Source organism: Mycobacterium basiliense (genome assembly GCF_900292015.1).
In the GTDB taxonomy this organism is placed as follows: domain Bacteria; phylum Actinomycetota; class Actinomycetes; order Mycobacteriales; family Mycobacteriaceae; genus Mycobacterium; species Mycobacterium basiliense.
Genome location: NZ_LR130759.1, coordinates 4517075 through 4534498, shown reverse-complemented (window position 1 = coordinate 4534498; position 17424 = coordinate 4517075). Strand labels below are relative to the sequence as shown.

17 protein-coding genes are annotated in these 17424 nt (G+C 66.2%); 8 read left to right on the top strand and 9 right to left on the bottom strand.

Going from position 1 to position 17424, the window contains the following annotated elements; all coding sequences use genetic code 11:
- The first annotated feature begins 153 nt into the window (after positions 1-153).
- Positions 154-1626 carry a dihydrolipoyl dehydrogenase family protein gene (locus MB901379_RS19110; protein ID WP_158018043.1) on the top strand — a complete coding sequence of 491 codons (1473 nt, stop codon included), beginning with the start codon at positions 154-156 and terminating at the stop codon, positions 1624-1626.
- On the opposite strand, the gene MB901379_RS25360 is transcribed toward MB901379_RS19110, so the two are convergent.
- Positions 1623-2432, bottom strand: coding sequence for a PPE domain-containing protein (locus MB901379_RS25360; protein WP_456319954.1), 810 nt, complete (start codon positions 2430-2432; stop codon positions 1623-1625). The genes MB901379_RS19110 and MB901379_RS25360 overlap by 4 nt on opposite strands.
- 476 nt (positions 2433-2908) lie before the next feature.
- Complete coding sequence (locus MB901379_RS19095; RefSeq protein WP_158018042.1) at positions 2909-3439, bottom strand: hypothetical protein; 531 nt, start codon at positions 3437-3439, stop codon at positions 2909-2911.
- A 164-nt stretch (positions 3440-3603) separates the two neighbouring features.
- Here MB901379_RS19095 and MB901379_RS19090 point away from each other — a divergent pair, with 164 nt between their 5' ends.
- Complete coding sequence (locus MB901379_RS19090) at positions 3604-4068, top strand: bestrophin-like domain (RefSeq protein ID WP_232021904.1); 465 nt, start codon at positions 3604-3606, stop codon at positions 4066-4068.
- A 198-nt stretch (positions 4069-4266) separates the two neighbouring features.
- Entirely contained in the window at positions 4267-4518 is a 252-nt protein-coding gene (locus MB901379_RS19085; protein WP_158018041.1) for a hypothetical protein, read from the top strand.
- A gap of 24 nt (positions 4519-4542) precedes the next feature.
- Here the strand turns inward: MB901379_RS19085 and MB901379_RS19080 are convergent, their stop codons facing one another.
- Positions 4543-5289 carry a class I SAM-dependent methyltransferase gene (locus MB901379_RS19080; protein WP_158018040.1) on the bottom strand — a complete coding sequence of 249 codons (747 nt, stop codon included), beginning with the start codon at positions 5287-5289 and terminating at the stop codon, positions 4543-4545.
- Between the two features lie 98 nt (positions 5290-5387).
- On the opposite strand from MB901379_RS19080, the gene MB901379_RS19075 reads away from it, so the two are divergent.
- The 3 genes from MB901379_RS19075 (at position 5388) to MB901379_RS24100 (ending at position 7810) form a co-directional block, all read left to right on the top strand.
- Positions 5388-6389, top strand: coding sequence for a GNAT family N-acetyltransferase (locus MB901379_RS19075; protein ID WP_158018039.1), 1002 nt, complete (start codon positions 5388-5390; stop codon positions 6387-6389).
- Positions 6390-6451: 62 nt separating this feature from the next.
- Positions 6452-7129: a DUF5642 family protein gene (locus MB901379_RS24105; protein ID WP_174237047.1), complete on the top strand. Its 678-nt coding sequence runs from the start codon at positions 6452-6454 to the stop codon at positions 7127-7129.
- A 27-nt stretch (positions 7130-7156) separates the two neighbouring features.
- The gene (locus MB901379_RS24100) at positions 7157-7810 is read left to right on the top strand and encodes a DUF5642 family protein (protein ID WP_174237046.1); all 654 of its coding nucleotides are present in this window, start codon (positions 7157-7159) and stop codon (positions 7808-7810) included.
- Positions 7811-7832: 22 nt separating this feature from the next.
- Here MB901379_RS24100 and MB901379_RS19065 read toward each other — a convergent pair whose 3' ends face one another.
- Positions 7833-8429, bottom strand: coding sequence for an alpha-ketoglutarate-dependent dioxygenase AlkB (locus MB901379_RS19065; protein ID WP_197717828.1), 597 nt, complete (start codon positions 8427-8429; stop codon positions 7833-7835).
- 80 nt (positions 8430-8509) lie between these two features.
- Here MB901379_RS19065 and arcA point away from each other — a divergent pair, with 80 nt between their 5' ends.
- Positions 8510-9718, top strand: a complete 1209-nt coding sequence (gene arcA, locus MB901379_RS19060) for an arginine deiminase (protein WP_158018037.1) — start codon at positions 8510-8512, stop codon at positions 9716-9718.
- Between the two features lie 39 nt (positions 9719-9757).
- Here the strand turns inward: arcA and MB901379_RS19055 are convergent, their stop codons facing one another.
- Positions 9758-11314, bottom strand: a complete 1557-nt coding sequence (locus MB901379_RS19055) for a dolichyl-phosphate-mannose--protein mannosyltransferase (protein ID WP_158018036.1) — start codon at positions 11312-11314, stop codon at positions 9758-9760.
- A 24-nt stretch (positions 11315-11338) separates the two neighbouring features.
- Here MB901379_RS19055 and rsmI point away from each other — a divergent pair, with 24 nt between their 5' ends.
- Positions 11339-12193: a 16S rRNA (cytidine(1402)-2'-O)-methyltransferase gene (rsmI, locus tag MB901379_RS19050; protein WP_158018035.1), complete on the top strand. Its 855-nt coding sequence runs from the start codon at positions 11339-11341 to the stop codon at positions 12191-12193.
- 12 nt (positions 12194-12205) lie between these two features.
- On the opposite strand, the gene MB901379_RS19045 is transcribed toward rsmI, so the two are convergent.
- From MB901379_RS19045 to MB901379_RS19030, 4 genes are all read right to left on the bottom strand, one after another.
- Positions 12206-13621, bottom strand: a complete 1416-nt coding sequence (locus MB901379_RS19045) for a hypothetical protein (protein WP_158018034.1) — start codon at positions 13619-13621, stop codon at positions 12206-12208.
- Positions 13622-13770: 149 nt separating this feature from the next.
- A complete protein-coding gene (locus tag MB901379_RS19040) occupies positions 13771-15045 on the bottom strand; it encodes an aminodeoxychorismate synthase component I (protein ID WP_197717827.1) in 1275 nt (424 codons plus the stop codon).
- Positions 15046-15134: 89 nt separating this feature from the next.
- Complete coding sequence (locus MB901379_RS19035) at positions 15135-16058, bottom strand: RNA polymerase sigma-70 factor (protein WP_158018033.1); 924 nt, start codon at positions 16056-16058, stop codon at positions 15135-15137.
- Positions 16055-17239, bottom strand: a complete 1185-nt coding sequence (locus tag MB901379_RS19030; protein WP_158018032.1) for an NAD(P)/FAD-dependent oxidoreductase — start codon at positions 17237-17239, stop codon at positions 16055-16057. Before MB901379_RS19030 ends, MB901379_RS19035 begins: the two co-directional genes overlap by 4 nt.
- Positions 17240-17424 lie beyond the last annotated feature (185 nt).

The following is a 17424-nucleotide window of genomic DNA, read 5'->3' as shown; positions in this document are numbered from 1 at the left end:
GCAACACGAAATAATGCAGTAATCTTCACTCTCCTCGACGCACCACCACCGCCGCACCTTCGAGCGATGGCAGCACGCAAACTAGTCTCGGCAGGCCCGCAACGTGAGTGAAGTGGCACTCCCGCTCTCACGGAGCCGAAAGGATCGTTGAGCATGGCCATGGACCAGGACAGGGACCAGCAACACGAATACGACGTCGTGGTGCTCGGCGGGGGGCCGGTCGGACAGAACGCCGCCGACCGGGCCCGAGCATCGGGTCTGAGCGTGGCAGTGGTCGAGCGCGAACTCACCGGAGGGGAATGCTCGTACTGGGCTTGCGTGCCCAGCAAGGCGTTGCTGCGACCAGTCATCGCGATCTCCGATGCCCGCCGAATCGATGGCGCCCGCGAAGCGGCCAACGGGTCGATTGATGCGGCCGCTGTCTTCGGCCGCCGCGACCGCTACGTCAATGACTGGGACGACACCGGCCAAGCCGACTGGGTGGAGGGCATTGGCGCGACCCTGATACGCGGGCATGGACGGTTGGACGGACCGCGCCGAGTAGTCGTCACCACACCCAGCAGCAGGGAGGTGGTGCTGGCCGTCCGGCATGCGGTGGTCGTCTGCACCGGCAGCCGGCCCGCACTGCCCGACCTACCCGGTCTTACCGAGGCCCGACCGTGGACCAACCGCGAAGCCACCGACAGCAGCGACGTCCCGAACCGGCTCGCCGTCGTCGGAGGTGGCGGCGTCGCTGTCGAAATGGCCACGGCCTGGCAAGGATTGGGCTCAAAGGTGACCTTGCTGGCGAGAGGATCTCGGCTGCTGTCCCGGATGGAGCCTTTCGTGGGCGAGCTGGTCGGCAAGGGACTCGCCGACGCGGGTGTGGACGTGCGGATGGGTGTGGCAGTTCGTGAACTTAGCCGGGCTTACCCCTATTGCCCGGTGGCCATCGCATTGGACGACGGCACCGAGCTCGAGGCCGACGAGATACTCTTTGCCACCGGTCGCGCGCCGCTCACCGACCACATCGGTTTGGAAACCGTCGGACTGGTACCCGGCAGTTGGCTCGAAGTTGACGACACCTGCCGAGTCAAAGCCGTTACCGACGGTTGGCTCTACGCCGCCGGCGACGTTAATCGCCGTGCGCTGCTGACCCATCAGGGCAAGTATCAAGCGCGCATTGCCGGTGCGGCCATCGGTGCCCGCGCCGCGGGTACGGAGTTGGACACCGCGCCGTGGGGGGCGCACGCGACTACCGCCGACCATCACGCGGTGCCGCAGGCGTTCTTCACCGACCCCGAGGCCGCCGCGGTGGGGCTCACGGCGGAGCAGGCGGCGCAGACCGGGCGCCGGGTCAAGACCGTGGATGTCGAAATCGGCGATGGGGTGATGGGAGCCAATCTCTACGCCGACCGATACCGGGGCCGGGCGCGCATCGTGGTCGACGTCGACCAAGGACGCCTACTCGGTGTGACCCTGGTCGGCCCGGGCGTGACCGAGCTGCTGCACGCGGCGACGATCGCGGTCGCCGGGCAGGTTCCGCTCGATCGGCTCTGGCATGCGGTGCCGTGCTTTCCCACCGTCAGCGAACTATGGCTCAGACTGCTCGAGGCCTACCGAGACTCGGTGCACGTGCTCGTCTAGCAAGAATCGCGTTGGGCAGCCACTCTCGGGACGAATCGGAGGTCCTGTCTCGGCCCGAATCGATCCCGGCGGGTGCTGGATTCCGCCGGCCCGGCCAACGGCCAATTCTCGGTCGCGGCCGCAGGATTGAGCCCGGCGTAGCCGTACCCAGACCCGCAGTTACCTGCTGATGTGTAAGGGGCCGATGCCGATGAGGTTGTCGCCGTTGAGGAATGCGCCGAGGTTGTGGTTGCCGGTGTTGAAGAAGCCTTGATTGAAGGTGCCGTGCTTGCCCACGCCGAGCAATCCCAACCCGGGCAGGGGTAGGCCGGTGTTGGTGGCGCCGATGTTGGCGATGCCGACGTTGTTGAGGCCGTTGTTGGCGATGCCCAACCCGCCGAACAGGGTGATCGGGTCGGTGGGGGTGAAGTTGGGCTGATGTTGCTGATCCCGAAGTTCAGCGTGCCGTTGTTGAACAAGCCGACGTTGCCCTGACCGACGTTGCCGTAGCCGTAGTTGGGCAGCGCGGAGGCGGCGGGTGAGACCAATTGAGCGGCGGCCGCCGCCGCTCCGCTGTGGTATGCGGCCATCGCGGCCACGTCCTGTGCCGAGGCACCAGATGCGTGGATTGCCGCCGTGCTTAACCACTCCGCATACGGTGCGGCGGCGGCCAGCATCGCCTTGGCGGCGGGCCCCTGCCATGCCTGCGCGGCCAACCCCGAGGTGAGCGAGGAGAACGATTGCGCTGCCGAATCGAGTTCGGAAGCCAACGTATTCCAGCCAACCGCGGCCTCCAACATGGGAGTCGATCCTGCGCCAGCGAACATTCGCGCCGAATTGATCTCCGGCGGCAACACGAAAAAGCTCATCGACAACTATCCCTTCCGCACCGCTCACCTGGGATAACATGAGAGAAATTCATACAGCGCAGCTGAGGGTACAGCCGCAGGCCCAATTGCGGTGGCAACCAGAGAAAACCGGTCAAAGTTGAGATTTCCTGACTGGCTCGATAGCGCCCATAAAGATCAATCCCAGATCTCCAACGTGGTGAAAAGTCGCAAAAAGCACTTCGGCGGCATCTCACGGTGAGACCCGTTTGGGGACTGCGTCGCCCACCCGGGCGGGCGAGTAGCAGTCCGGACGCCACCAACGAGGCCGGATGCAATGACCCAGGTGCCGGACTCGATATCACCAACCAGGTGACCGCGCGGTGAGGTCGTGCGTTCTCTTTGCTAACCGGAGCTTGTCGGTTGTCCCCCCGGCTCTCCGACTCAGTGGAGCGGGTCAGGACGCTGGTCGGCAATCAGGTTTGTGACCCGAGCAAGAACAATGCCGGCGCCACGGGGTTGGTTGCGTAGCTCCGGTCGCCCGTGGACACGGTGAGCACAATGCGCGGCGGTTGATTCGCCACGCGTTGGGCGGCCTCGGCGAAGCGGTGCGCTCGGTGCAGCTCGGTGAAGAAGATCGCGCTCGCGCCCGGCGGTATCTCGTGCGGCACCTTGGTCCCGCCGATCGCCGGATCGACCGGAAGCAGGGACGTGCCACCCGGATCGGCGCGGATGGCCCATCGGGCGACACGCAACGGTGAGCGCCCGGTGTTGACCACGTTGACGCCGATGAAGAACGGGCCGGACGGCAGTTTCCCCGCGGCGGCGGCCAGGGATTCGGACACGTCGCGGCCGGCGTCGTGGAGCACCAACCCGTCGGGAGTCAGCAAGCCGACGATGGGCGTGAGCGTGGGCCGAAGGCTGCGGCGCGCGACCACCTGCCAGGTAAGCGACGCCGCCGCAAGCACCGTCGCGACGATCCCGAGGACAAACCCCGCGATTGTCACCGCGCGGCCATGTTGTCGAGCATGATGGTGAACGCTACTGGCGAACGGCGCCTAAAGTCGAAATGCCGGACTGCGTGTCCACGCTGCGTTGTTTTGGAGGAGTGGACTGGCGAGTCGCTGGTTGGTGATCAAACATCCCACCGTGGCTGCACTTGATCGGGCTCGTGGCGGTCATCGCGGGTGGTGCGGTGCTCACAAAGAACTTCGTACGACGGCGCTTTCCGCAACTCGCCGAGGATGCGCACAACGATGCCACCCGATTCGCTTACGGCGTAATCGGATTCGTCTACGCGTTCTTCGTCCGCTTCATGGTTTCGGCATTGTGGAGCCAGATCAATACCGAAGACGGTCAGGCGCGCAACGAAGGCGCACCGGCACTGCAGCTGGTTCGGGACCTCACGGTGTTCGAGCCACCCGACCGCGACCGAATGTGGCGCGCCCTGCTGGATTACAAGCGTGCCGCGCTGACGGGGTGGCCCATCACCGCCCGCGGCGGCCAATACCCTGAGCCGATGCTTCCCTGCAGCATCTCTACATCGTCTACCAGCATGTACAACCGCGCGACGATGCCCAAAAGGCTTTCCTCGCTACATCTTTCAGCAACCTGCAAAGCTGAACTTGGCGCATAGAACGGGTCATTCAAGCTCGCACCGACCAGGGCCCGTCCTGGTCGCCGCCCGCAAGCTAGCCCACCGAGCAGCGAGGATGCGTCGAAACGATAACGAAGCGGCGGGAAGCCTGATGATCTTCCAATATTCACCTGAACGTTTGCTAAGACCGTGTTTCGCCGCAGGACTGCGGGCCGCGAGAGTCCTAATGTCGTTGGCATGAGCACGAAGTATTACCTGCAAAAGGTGCCCGTGGAATCCGTCGAGCCCGGCTTTTCGCTAGCCATTCGGCATGGCGGTGATTACCGGTTGTTCCAGGTCGATTGCACACAGATGTCCCGGCGGGCTCAGCAACCGGTGATGATCAAACTCACATCCGAACCGCTTAGCGGCGCCGATCCGTGGGTCTTGGAGTATGAAGCCGGCACGCCGGTGGTCAGACTCCTCGGTGTTTGCCAGGTCGCGTCATAATGCGTGGCTACGCCACCACCGGCGTCACTCGGGTTTTGCCGCGGCGACGAACTGCAGTGCGCGTTGAGCCTGTTGGTTGATGTCAACCAGACCGTCCAGTGCGAACAGGTCGACAAAGCTACCTCGGTCGAACATGGTGAGTCCGATGAGGGTGGCGGTTGCGTTCAGTGCCTTCCGGATTGGCGTTGCTTGTCCGGAATAGCTGGTCAGGATCGCGATTCGGCCGCCGGGCCGCAATACCCGTACCATCTCGTGGGCGATCCGGAATGGCTCAGGCATCAGGTACAGCGCGCCGAAACAACAGACGGCGTCGAATGTTTCGTTGTCGAAGGGCAGGATGCGGGCGTCGCCGCGGACGTAACACGTCTGCGGTCCGCTGTTGTCCATGACGGCCCGAGTGAGCATGGGTTCGGAGATGTCGAGCCCCACCGCGATGCTTCCAGCCGGCAGGTACTGGGTCAGGGGCGAGATGAAATTTCCTGGCCCACAGGCGACATCGAGCAAGCTGTGCGCGGACGACAGCCGCAACGACGCCGCCGCCCGATGCTGCTCGGCCCGTGTGGTGACACCACTGGCGAGATAGAAGGACGCCGGACGCCATAGGCGCTCGTACACGGTTGCGACGAACCGGCTGTTCATCGCCCGTTGGGCAAACGTCGGTACCGGCGAACTTGTCGATTCACCCAACACGTCGAGGAAGCCGTGTCGCAGTACGGCCGGCGTATCGAGCAGGCCACGCGTGGTCTCGAGCGGATCCCGGCTGATGTCCATTACAAGTCAGGCTAGTGCCTGACTTGTTGCCGCGGCGGCCGGCTACGCCATAACCTGAGGCCTATCAGCAAGCGAGCTGGGCCTTGCGCTGTGGTGGATTGGACAGGATGGCCGAATTGACCGGCGCGGGGGCGGGTGAACTCGCGGGAATGGACATCTTTGCGGGTTGCCCGGCCGTGGACCTGATGCCCTTGGCCGCCAGCCTGGTAGCGCTGCGAGCCCCGGCCGGACAAATCCTGATGCGCCAAGGTGAGCAGGCCGTTTCCTTCCTGCTTATCTCGTCCGGTAGTGCTGAGGTGATACATGTCGGCGACGACGGCGCGGTCATCGTCGAACTGGCGCTGCCGGGCATGATCGTCGGCGAAATCGCGCTGCTGCGCAACATCCCACGAACGGCGACGGTGACCACGGTGGAGCCGCTGACCGGCTGGATCGGTGGGAGCGACGCCCTGGACCGGATGGTGCACATCCCCGGCGTCATGCAGCGTTTGGTGCGCATGGTCCGGCAGCGCCTGGCCGCCTTTATCACCCCCATCCCGGTACGGCTTCATGACGGTACCCAGTTGCTTTTGCGTCCGGTCCTGCCCGGAGATAGCGAACGGACCGTGCACGGGCACGTCCACTTCTCCAGTGAAACGATCTATCGGCGGTTCATGTCGGCGCGCGTTCCCGACCGGGCGATGATGCACTATCTGTCCGAAGTGGACTATGTCGACCATTTCGTCTGGGTGATGCTCGACGGCGATGACCCGGTAGCCGATGCGCGTTTCGTCCGCGATGAGCACGACCCTACGGTCGCCGAGATCGCGTTCACTGTCGCCGACGCGTATCAGGGCAGGGGGATCGGGAGCTTTCTGATCGGCGCGCTGGCCGTCGCCGCCCGCGTTGGCGGCATCGCGAGGTTTTCCGCGCGGATGCTCGCCGACAATCTGCCGATGCGCATCATCATGGACCGCTACGGCGCGGTGTGGCAGCGCGAAGATATCGGGGTCATCACGACGGTGATCGATGTTCCCGGCCCGCGTGATTTGGGGTTCGGCCGCGAGATGGCCGGCCAGATCAAGCGCGTCGCCCGGCAGGTAATCGAGGCCGTGAGCTGATGGCGTGTGCGCCGGGCCGTCAAGTTCCGCGGCGCTGCGCGGTTGTCGTGATATGAACGGTCATGCGGCCGTTTCGGATCGGCCTGATAGCGACGGCCCTGGTGGCTGCGTGTGGGCACGTGCCGACACCGGTGTCGGCGCCGGCGCCGGTATCCTCGTCGGCTGGTCCGGCAACCGTCAACCCCGCCAACATCAAAAGAGTCGGTCGCGAGCTGCCGCCAGACTATGAGGTGACCAGCGGCTTGCGCGGCGGGGTCTCGCCAAGGGTGATCTGGCGATTGGACGGCGATGCGACGGCCACGCCGGCACCATGCGGCTCGCTTGCCGACCTGGGCAGCGGAGTTGACCAGTCCGCACAAGGGGTGTCGGGCTCCGGCGCGGGGGGCATCATCGATGCGGTGGTGGTGGCTGTGTCGACAGGCCCAGCAGCTCTCGACGGCAATCTGGTTGCCGAATGCGCACAGTGGACCATGTCCGACCCGCACACGACGGCCAGCATTCGTCTTACCCAGCCCCCGCGCATCGACGGTGTTCAAACACTGGGCATGGTGGCCGACATCCGCACATCGGTGGAGTCCGGCGCCGAAATCGCCACGCAAGCATATACATTCATCGCCTATTTGGGCGCGTACTACGCGTTCACCACGCTTACCACCGATCCGGGGTCCATGGGTGCGCCGCTGGCACCGCAGTTCGCCGCTGATCTGCTGGTCAAAACGGTGTCGACGTTGCGCAGCTAGGTTGCCGGGTTGGGTATGGTGGCGACGGTGTCCAAGGTGGTACTCGTGCTGGGATCGGTGTGCCTGCTGGCCGGGTGTTCCCCGGGTGCCTCGCAGTCGCGACCGCCCGACATCGCCAACGTTGCCGAGGTGAAGTCGACTTTCGGACCCGAGTTCAAGGTCAGCGAAATCCCCCCCAGGGCGATCGATCCGCAATTCTTTGCTGCTCGAAAGCTGCCCGAAGGTCTGAGGTTTGATCCGGCGAATTGCGCAAAGGCCGCGCTGGGGCCTCAGCTGCCAGCCGGCCTTGAGGGCAATATGGCCGCCGTCTCGGCCGAGGGCAACGGCAATCGGTTCGTCGTGATCGCGGTGGAGACCTCGCAGGCGCTGCCGTCCAACGACCCAGGGGAGGAATGCGCCAAGGTCGCGTTTTCCGGCGCGGGCGTGCGAGGTGGCATCGAGGTGATCGAGGCTCCCCACATCGAGGGTGTGCAAACGCGCGGCGTGCACCGTGTGCTGCAGGCGCTGGTCGACGGGTCGGCTCATACCGGCGAGCTCTACGACTATTCGGCGCAATCCGGCGACTACCAGGTGAACGTCATCGCCAATCCGCTTGTGGTGCCCGGTCAGCAGGTCGCGCCGGTGGACACCAATCGCGCCCGCGACTTGCTCGTCAAAGCGGTGACTGCGGTGCTCGGCTAGGGCTTGCTGCCTACGCTGACGCCTACCGCACGTCGCGCGGCCGGAATTGGATGCTGACCCGCGGGCCAGCGGGCGTCGAGGTCTTGGGTACCGAGTGCTCCCAGGTGCGCTGGCACGATCCACCCATCACCAGCAGATCGCCATGAGCCAACGGGAGGCGTAAAGACGGCCCGCCGCCGCGCGGGCGCAGCGCGAAGATGCGGGTAGCGCCCAGACTCACGATCGCCACCATGGTGTCTTCTGTGTTGCTACGGCCGATGGTGTCGCCGTGCCAGGCGACGCTGTCGGAGCCATCTCGGTAGCAGCACAGCCCGACGGTGGTGAACGGTTCACCCAGTTCGCCACCGTAAATGTCGTTGAGTCGCCGCCGAATCCGCGCCAGCTGCGGATGCGGTGGGTCCTCGATCGTCAGGTCGTGGAAACTCACTAGGCGGGGCACATCGACTACGCGGTCATACATCTGCCGCCGTTCGGCGCGCCATGGCACTGTGGTCAGCAGTGCCTCCAGCAGGTCGTCGTCGTCTTTGAGCCAGTTGGCACGGACGTCCAGGAAGGCGCCCCCGCCCAGCTGTCTGCGCTCGTTGTGTTCGAATAGCGAGCCCTGTACCGCGAACGCCACGGCCGTGAGTCTATCGCACACTAGTTCGATGCGGGGTACACGGCGCGACGATCGTCGTTGGCACGGCTACGGTTTGAGTTGTGGGCGTCGAGCTGAGTTCCAATTCCGAGGTAGGCACGCTGAGGGTTGCCATCCTGCACCGGCCGGGTACCGAACTGCGCAGGCTCACCCCGCGCAACAGCGACCAACTGCTGTTCGACGGGTTGCCCTGGGTATCCCGCGCGCAGGACGAGCATGACGAGTTCGCCGAACTGCTGCGCTCACGCGGGGTGGAAGTGCTGCTGCTGTCCGAGCTGCTGACCGAGGCGTTGGAAAGCGGGGCGGCCCGGATGCAGGGAGTGGCCGCCGCCGTGGATGCCCGCCGGCTCGGAATGCCATTGGCGCAAGAGCTTTCCGCCTACCTGCGTGGCCTCGACCCGGTTCGGCTGGCTCATGTGCTCACCGCAGGGATGACGTTCAACGAGCTACCGGCGGACACCCGCACCGACGTGTCGTTGGTGGTTCGCATGCATCAGGGTGGGGATTTCGTTATCGACCCGCTACCGAACCTGCTGTTCACTCGGGACTCGTCGATCTGGATCGGGCCGCGGTTCGTGATCCCGTCCTTGGCGTTGCGGGCACGCGTGCGCGAGGCGTCGCTGACCGACATCATCTATGCCCATCACCCGAAGTTCACCGGCATCCGTCGTGCCTACGAGTCACGCACCGCCCCTGTCGAAGGTGGTGACGTGTTGTTGCTCTCGCCCGGGGTGGTCGCCGTGGGAGTGGGGGAGCGGACCACCCCGGCAGGTGCAGAAGCGTTGGCGCGCAGCCTCTTCGATGACGGACTCGCCCACACGGTGCTTGCGGTGCCGATCGCGCAACGGCGCGCGCAAATGCACCTGGACACCGTGTGCACGATGGTCGATGTCGACACCGTGGTGATGTATGCGAACGTTGTGGACAACCTCACCGCGTTCACCATCCAGCGCACGACCGACGGTGTGACCATCAGCGACGCCGCTCCGTTCGTGGAGGCCGCGGCCAGCGCGATGGGCATCGACAAGTTGCGAGTCATTGGCACCGGCATCGATCCCGTCGTCGCCGAACGCGAGCAGTGGGACGACGGCAACAACACGTTGGCGTTGGCGCCCGGCGTCGTGGTTGCCTATGAGCGCAATGCCCAGACCAACGCCCGCCTGGAGGCCGCCGGCATCGAAGTGCTCACGATTGCGGGCTCCGAGTTGGGTACCGGCCGGGGCGGACCTCGCTGCATGTCGTGCCCGGTAGCGCGCGACCCGCTGCCTTAGCTTGACCACTGTCGCCGAGGCCGGCGATAGTCTGGTGCATCACCGCCAGCTGGGCAGCCAGATTTCCATGTTCCAGGTCTGTTGGGAGATCGGCAGACCGGTGAGTATGGGGAACAGCCAGGCGAAGTTCGTCACCACCAACGCCACATAGCAGCACACGAAAATCAATCCCAGCGTGCGCCGCTCCTTACCCTGGCCGGGCTGGTAGAGGATATCGCCAAGAATCAGCGCGATGGCCATGACGAGAAACGGTGCCATGGTCGCCGCGTAGAAGAAGTACATCTGCCGATCGATATCGCCAAACCACGGCAACCATCCGGCGCAATAGCCAAGCAATACCGCCGCGTATCGCCAGTCTCGGCGTACGAACGTCCGCCAGGCGCAGTAGAGCAGGACCGGCACCGAGAGCCACCACATGGCGGGGGTGCCGACCAGCATCTCGGCCTTCACGCAGGATTGCGCGCCGCAGCCGGGCACGTCTTGCTGGTCGATGGCGTACAGCACCGGCCGCAATGACATTGGCCAGCTCCACGGTTTGGACTCCCAAGGGTGGTAGTTGCCCGCCGAATTGGTCAGGGTCGCATGGAAGTGAAACGCCTTGGCGGTGTAGTACCAGAGCGACCGAATGGCGTCGGGCAACGGGATAACGCTGTTCGGGCCAATCGTCTGGCCCACCTGGTGCCGGTCGATCGCGGTCTCGGAGGCAAACCAACCCGCATAACTGGCCAGGTATACGGCGAACGGAATCAGCGTCAGCGCATAGCCGGTGGGGAACAGGTCACGTCGCAAGGTCCCCAGCCACGGTCTGGGTACGTGGTATTGACGACGGGCGGCGACGTCGAACGCCAACGACAACACGCCGAAAAACAGCATGAAGTACAGTCCCGACCACTTTGTTGCAAAGGCCAGGCCGAGCAGTACCCCGGCGCCGAAGCGCCACCAGCGCACACCCAACCGGGGACCCCACACCGTCTCGCCGATGCGGCCGTCTAGTAGGGCGACATGCATCCGTTCACGCATCTGATCGCGGTCGACGATAAGGGCACCGAATGCGGCCACCACAAAGAACGTCAGAAAGCCGTCCAGCAGTGCGGTGCGCGCGGTGACAAAGCTGACGCCGTCGCAGATCACTAGGAGTCCGGCGATACCGCCGACCAAAGTTGACCGGCTAATCCGCCGCACGATTCGCACCACAAGGGCCACCATGACCACGCCCAGCAGTGCACCGCTGAACCGCCAGCCGAGCCCGTTGTAGCCGAATAGTGCCTCACCGATGGCGATCATCTGCTTACCGACCGGCGGGTGAACGACTAGACCAAAACCGGGGTTGTCTTCGATGCCATGGTTGTTCAGCACCTGCCAGGCCTGCGGGGCGTAGTGCTTCTCATCGAAGATCGGGGTGCCGGCGTCAGTCGGTGAGCCCAGGTTCAGGAATCGGGTGATCGCGGCGAGCAGCGTGATCACGCCGGTGGTGATCCAGCCGCGCAATCGGTCGACCGGTCCGAAGTCCGCGACGGGCACCAGCGGCCCGGGGCTGACGACGGGTACCGCACGTTCCTCGGCGGCGACGAAGGCTTCTTGGGGCGGTGCGGTCATCAGGTCGATCGTAGGCTGTCCGTCATGACCTCTGGCCGCCTGTTGCTCGGCGCTACCCCGTTGGGCCGGCCCTCGGATGCATCGCCAGGCTTGATCGACGCCCTGGCCAACGTCGACGTGGTGGCGGCCGAGGACACCCGTCGGGTGCGGACCTTGGCGAAGGCACTCGACGTCCAGATCGGCGGTCGAGTTGTCAGCCTGTTCGACCGGGTGGAGGCGTTGCGGGTGGGTTCGCTGGTCGATGCGATCCACGACGGTGCGACGGTGCTGGTGGTCAGCGATGCTGGCATGCCGGTGATCAATGACCCCGGCTATCGGTTGGTAACGGCGTGTATCGACGCCGGCATCGAGGTGACCTGCTTGCCGGGGCCGTCCGCGGTGACGACCGCCCTGATCGTTTCGGGTTTGCCGTCGGACAAGTTCTGCTTCGAGGGCTTTGCCCCGCGCAAGGGCTCGGCGCGCAGGTCGTGGCTGGCCTCGCTGGCCGAGGAGCCGCGCACCTGCGTGTTTTTCGAATCCCCGCGCCGGCTGGCCGCCTGCCTGCAGGATGCCGTCGAGCAACTGGGCGGGGCGCGTCCGGCCGCGGTGTGTCGGGAGCTGACCAAGACGCACGAGGAAATCGTGCGCGGCCCACTCGAGGAACTGGCGGCCTGGGCGGAGGACGGCGTGCTTGGCGAAATCACCGTGGTTATCGCCGGGGCCACCCCGTTGCACGTTGACCTGCGGTCACTGGTCGGTGAGGTCGAGAATCTTGTCGCCGCGGGTATCCGGATCAAGGACGCCTGTAGTGAGGTAGCGGCGGCGCACCAGGGGGTGCGCGCGCGTCAGCTTTACGATGCGGTGCTGGTTGCGCGCCGCGAACCGGATCCGGCGCCGTAGCTCCCTACCAAATCAGGGGGTGCAGGTGCTTCCGATGGGACCGACTTTCGGTGTGCACAACCGTGGCGGCGAGATTTTCGGAGGGTACAGCGCTGGTGGCGCGGGCAGCTTCGGCGGCGCCGGCAGACCCACCGGGGGAGCCGGCAAGCCCACGGACGGTGCGGCCAACCGAGGCGGCGCCGGCAGTGCCGGCAGCCCGCCCGGAAGCGCCGGCGCCGCCGCGGCTGGCAGGGCGCCCGCCATTGCCGGCAGTGCCGCGGCCAGCATCGTCGGATCCACCGGTAGACCGCCCGCCAAGGCCGGCAGTGCCGCGGCCAGCATCGTCGGATCCATCGGCAGCCCGCCGGCCAAGGCCGGCAGTGCCGCGGCCAACATCGCCGGATCCACTTGTAGCCCGGGCAAAGCGGCTTGGAGGTTTGGCAGCGCGGCGGCCAGCTGCGGCAGGCCGCCGGCGACCAACGCCATGACGTCCATCGGCGACATGCCCGCCGGTAGCGCTGGCAGGCCCGGCACGCCGGGGATGCCACCCGCGGCTGCCAGCGCGATCAGGTCGGTCGGCGAAACGCCCGGCAGACCTGGCAGGGCATTGGTGGCCATTGCCAGCAGGTTCGTCGGCGACACGCCGGCTAGACCCGGCAAGCTGATGTTCGGCAGACCCCCCGCGGACAGCAGGGCGATTAGCCCTGCCGGCGACAAGCCCGGTATCGCCCCGAGCCCCGGCAGGCTCAAGCTCGGTAAGGCAGCCAGCGCCGGTGTCGCCAGGGATGGCAACAGCATGCTGCTCACCGTGCTTGCGGTTCCGGTGGCTCCCGGCAGGATGCCCGAGGATTGCAGCGCGTTATAGGCAAGCACGATGTATGTGACGGCCAGTGCGCTACTGGTTACCACGCTGGCGGTGGTTCCCGCGACGCCGAGCACGCCGGTGACCACCGACGTCGCGGTGCGCAGCGCGGCGGGCCCGTTGGCCAGGTTGGGAACGCCGATGCCGGGAACGCCGATACTGGGCACGCCGATGCCGGGGATGCCAACACCAGGAATGCCGATGTCGGGAACACCGGGAGCCGGGGGCAGGGCCCCGGCTGCCAGGGGCGGCAGGCCTCCGGCGTCGGGCCCAAACGGCAGCAACCCGGGACCTCCCGGCGTGCCCGCGCCGGGGATACGAGCCGCGGCTGGGACGGCCGGGCTATCCAGGCCTGGGATCATGTCCTGCGGTGCGGCGACGGGCGGCGCTTCCTGCGGGGCCGGGGCCTGCCCGGACGGTCCCGGGGTTTTGGGCATCAGAACCGATGCCAACCGATCACACTGCTGGCCGGCGGTGCACGTCCCCTGGTTGGGAACGTGCATCGGCCCGGACATCGTCAACGGGGCAACGGCCATCGTCCCACCCACCATGGCCGCGGCGGCAACGCCAACGACACCGACTCTCATTACGGACCCCTCTCACCCCTCGCGCAAACGACCTCGCGATTCACACGGGCCAATGGATAGCAGCTTAGGCGTAGCTGGCTCACCGTGTGCACGTTCCGGCAAATTCCGTCACCTACCGTACTGGTGCAAAACCAGCACAAATTTGCTGGTTAGCCCACCCGCGTGGCGGTCACTGGGATCGGCGGCCCAACGATGGGGGCGGCTTTGTGTAGGCACTCCTCCCATTCGGCGGTGGGATCGGAGTCCGCCGTGATCCCGCCCCCCACGCCCAGCACGGCGTTGCCCGCCGTGTCGAACTCAACGGTGCGGATGGCGACATTGAGCTCACAGCCGGCCGTTGGTGAAGCGAAACCGACTGTGCCGCAATAAATTCCGCGCCGACCTTGCTCCCACTGTGAAATTAGTTGGCGGGCTCGCAGTTTGGGTGTCCCAGTGACCGACGCGGGCGGGAAGGTGGCGTCCAGCAACGTCGAAGTCGGCAATTCGTCCGGCACCCGGGCGGCCACCGTGGACACCAGATGCCATACGCCCGGAGCGCGCCGGACAACCAATAGTTCGGGGACCGTGACCGTGCCGGTAATCGCCACCCGGCCAAGGTCATTGCGGACCAGGTCGACGATCATGATGTTTTCGGCAACCTCTTTGGGCGAAGCCCGCAGCGCCGCCGGCCAGGCATCCAGCGGCAGGGTGCCTTTGATCGGGCTAGACATCACCACGGCACCGCGGCGCTGCAGGAAAAGCTCCGGCGACAGCGACGCCACCGCGCCCCACCGACCCGCGATATAGGCGGCTCGGGCCGGGGCGGTGCGAGCCACCCCGTCGATGAAGAAATCCAGCGGATCCCCGCTGACGGTCCCGGTGAACCGGGTGCACACGCAGGCCTGATAGACCTCGCCGGCCGCGATCGCCTCCAGGCAGGCCAGCACGCCGTCGTAGTGTGCTTGCCGATCGGCCGGTCCCCAGTCGATCCGACACGTCGCCGCCGGTCCGGCCGCTGGCGCCGGGGTTGCTGCCAGGGCGTTGCTCAGCCAGTGCGGCATGGGTTTCCCGGACAGGCTCTCGTACCACCACTGCCCGTTGCGATCCCGGCGTAGCACGCTGTCGGTCCACCCACCAGCGGCTTCTGGGATCCTGCTGCCCCGCCCGTCGGCGCCCGGGTCGGGGTAGGACAGGTAGCCGACCCAGCCGCCGCCCACGGCCTCCACGGTGGGCGCTGCGGTGTCATGCCGGTCCGATCGGACCGAGAACGCATCGGCGCTGCTGACGGGCCGCACGTCCACACTCGGCGCGATCACCGCCAATGCGTCGAACCATTCACCGGTCAGCGCCGCCGGCGGGGGTAAATCCAGTCGACTGGTGGCGCAGCCGAGGGCGCGCAGCACCTGTGGTGCACCGCCAAGGTCGCCGAGCCGGTCGATTCGCACCGCCCAAGCTTGACAGAACGCTGGCTTTTCGCACGTCGGGACCAGCCTGCGCGCCGGAACGGCGCGAGTTGGGCGGCTGGGCGGGAAACCTAGCCGCGGCTGATCTGGTGTGCCGTGGCCAGCGCCGCCAGCTTGTCGGGGTTGCGCATCACGTAGAAATTGGTGATCTTGTCGTCAACGATCTCCGTCGTGATCACCCCCTCCAAGCGCTCGCCGAGGTAGAACAGCACCGCCGGAGCGCTGTTGCACATCACCGTCTCCACCTGCAATTGCCCCGCCCCCTTGCGCATCAGCCCGGCGATGGCTCTGGCCACCCGGTCGGCGCCCACCACCGGTCTGCGGGCCGCCGACACCTTGCCGCCACTGTCGGCCATCCAGGTGGCGTCCGGAGCGAGCATCGCCATCAGCGCGTCCACGTCGCCGCTGGCAGCGGTTTCTAGGAATTGAGCGGTGATCTGGGCGTGGCGCTGCGGGTCCACCGATCGGGCGCCGTGCGGTTTGCGCCGCGCCTGGATGTGTTCGCGGGCGCGGTGGGCGACCTGGCGCACCGTCGGCGCCGGTTTGCCCACCGCGTCGGCAATCTCGCTGTAGTCGAATCCGAATACCTCGCGCAGCACGAAGACCGCCCGTTCGTCCGGCGTCAATGTTTCCAGCAGGACCAGCATTGCCATCGACACCGATTCGGCCAGCACGACATCGGCCGAGGGGTCCTGGTCGTCGAGCAGAAGTGGCTCCGGTAGCCACGGTCCCACGTACTCCTCGCGGCGGCGCGCGCCGGCCCGCAGGGCGTTGAGCGCCTGGCGGGTCACCAGTTGGGCCAGATAGGACTTGGTGTCACGCACCCCAGACAGGTCGACGGCGGCCCACCGCAAATAACTGTCCTGCAACACGTCGTCGGCTTCGGTTGCCGAGCCCAGGATTTCGTAGGCGATGGTGAACAGCAGTGGGCGCAGCAAGGTGAACCGTTGCGCGTGTTCGTCGTGCTCCGATGGCCCGCCCAACGACAGGCTCATCGGAGCGCGGCCTGCGGATCGGACACAGACGGCACCGGCCGCCTGCCGCCCCTGAACCAGAAATACGAGCCCGGCTTGGCGGCTTCGCGCCGGATCGCCCACACCGTGCCCTTGCAGATCGCTTCCTTGATGGTGGCCGCGCTTCGGCCACCGATGGCCAGGTTCACCGGGGTGTCGTCGGAGCGTGACAGCTGAACGGTGCCGTGTGAGCGGCCCAGACTGATGCACTGCCCGACGAAGGCCTGGCTCAGCACCGCCGGGGTGTCCCCAGCGGCGCGGCTCAGCACGGTGTTTGCCGCCTGGGCGCCCAGCGGCCCGGCCGCTTGGCAGCTCATGCGCAACGGCTGGCCGGACGGCGCGGCGGCGTCACCGGCGGCGATGACGCGCTCATCGGAGAGACTGGTCAGTGTCTCGTCGGTGAGCAGCCGGCCCAGGTCGTCGGTCTGAAGTCCGCTTCGGGCGGCCAGCTCCGGCACCCCGAATCCGGCCGTCCATACCGTGGCCGCGCTGGACAGCTCGGTGTCGTCCGAAAGCACCACGCTGTTCCACCGGACTTCGCGCACCGCCGCCGACTCCAGCACGTTGACACCCAGCTTGCGCAGTTGTTTGGCCACCGAACGCCGGCCTCGCCTGCTCAACGAGGGTCCCAGCGGGCCACCGCATACCAAGGTCACCCGGCGGCCCTGCTCGGCGAGCTCCGCGGCCGCTTCGATGCCGGTGAGCCCGCCGCCGACCACTGAGACGGGTGCGGCCGTGGGTAGGTCGGCCAGTATGTGGCGTAGCCGTGTTGCGCTTTCCAGATCGGCGACCGAATAGGCGAATTCGTCGGCGCCCGGCACCGCGGGCATGGCACCGGCGCTGCCCACGGCATAGATGAGGTAGTCGTAGGTCAACTCCGAGCCAGAGTTCAGCAGCAACGTGCGCGTGCCGGTGTCGATCCGGTCGACGGTGTCGACGACCAGTTGGATGTGGTCGCCGAGCAGCGTGTCGTAGTCGACTGTGGCGTTGCCGGTGCCCGCGGCCAATTGGTGCAACCGGATCCGTTCGACGAAGACCGGGCGCGGATTCACCAAGGTGACCTTGATATTGGTATTGCGCAGCAGGTGATTGGCGGCGATTGTGCCGGCATAGCCACCGCCGACGACAACGACGCGAATGGGTTGGTCGGTCCGCTCGGACATCTGGGTGCCTCCTAATTTCTGGGTGGTGCTCGCGGGATCCTTAACAGGACTCGTGCCCTTCAGACACCGCAGACCGGCCTGGCGTGACAATACGGCTCGCGAGTGTGAGCTGTTTCACTGTCCGGACCCGCTTCGGCGAGCGTTGATGCTGTGCTCGCTCACCGGTGATGACCTGGAATGTGGGT

Coding starts and splice junctions, on each gene's coding strand:
- rsmI (WP_158018035.1), top strand. CDS start 11,339: ATGACCTCTGGCCGCCTGTTGCTCGGCGCTACCCCGTTGGGCCGGCCC.
- MB901379_RS19055 (WP_158018036.1), bottom strand. CDS start 11,314: ATGACCGCACCGCCCCAAGAAGCCTTCGTCGCCGCCGAGGAACGTGCG.
- MB901379_RS19045 (WP_158018034.1), bottom strand. CDS start 13,621: ATGAGAGTCGGTGTCGTTGGCGTTGCCGCCGCGGCCATGGTGGGTGGG.
- MB901379_RS24105 (WP_174237047.1), top strand. CDS start 6,452: ATGCGGCCGTTTCGGATCGGCCTGATAGCGACGGCCCTGGTGGCTGCG.
- MB901379_RS19085 (WP_158018041.1), top strand. CDS start 4,267: ATGAGCACGAAGTATTACCTGCAAAAGGTGCCCGTGGAATCCGTCGAG.
- MB901379_RS25360 (WP_456319954.1), bottom strand. CDS start 2,432: ATGTTCGCTGGCGCAGGATCGACTCCCATGTTGGAGGCCGCGGTTGGC.
- MB901379_RS19110 (WP_158018043.1), top strand. CDS start 154: ATGGCCATGGACCAGGACAGGGACCAGCAACACGAATACGACGTCGTG.
- MB901379_RS19030 (WP_158018032.1), bottom strand. CDS start 17,239: ATGTCCGAGCGGACCGACCAACCCATTCGCGTCGTTGTCGTCGGCGGT.
- MB901379_RS19080 (WP_158018040.1), bottom strand. CDS start 5,289: ATGGACATCAGCCGGGATCCGCTCGAGACCACGCGTGGCCTGCTCGAT.
- MB901379_RS19035 (WP_158018033.1), bottom strand. CDS start 16,058: ATGAGCCTGTCGTTGGGCGGGCCATCGGAGCACGACGAACACGCGCAA.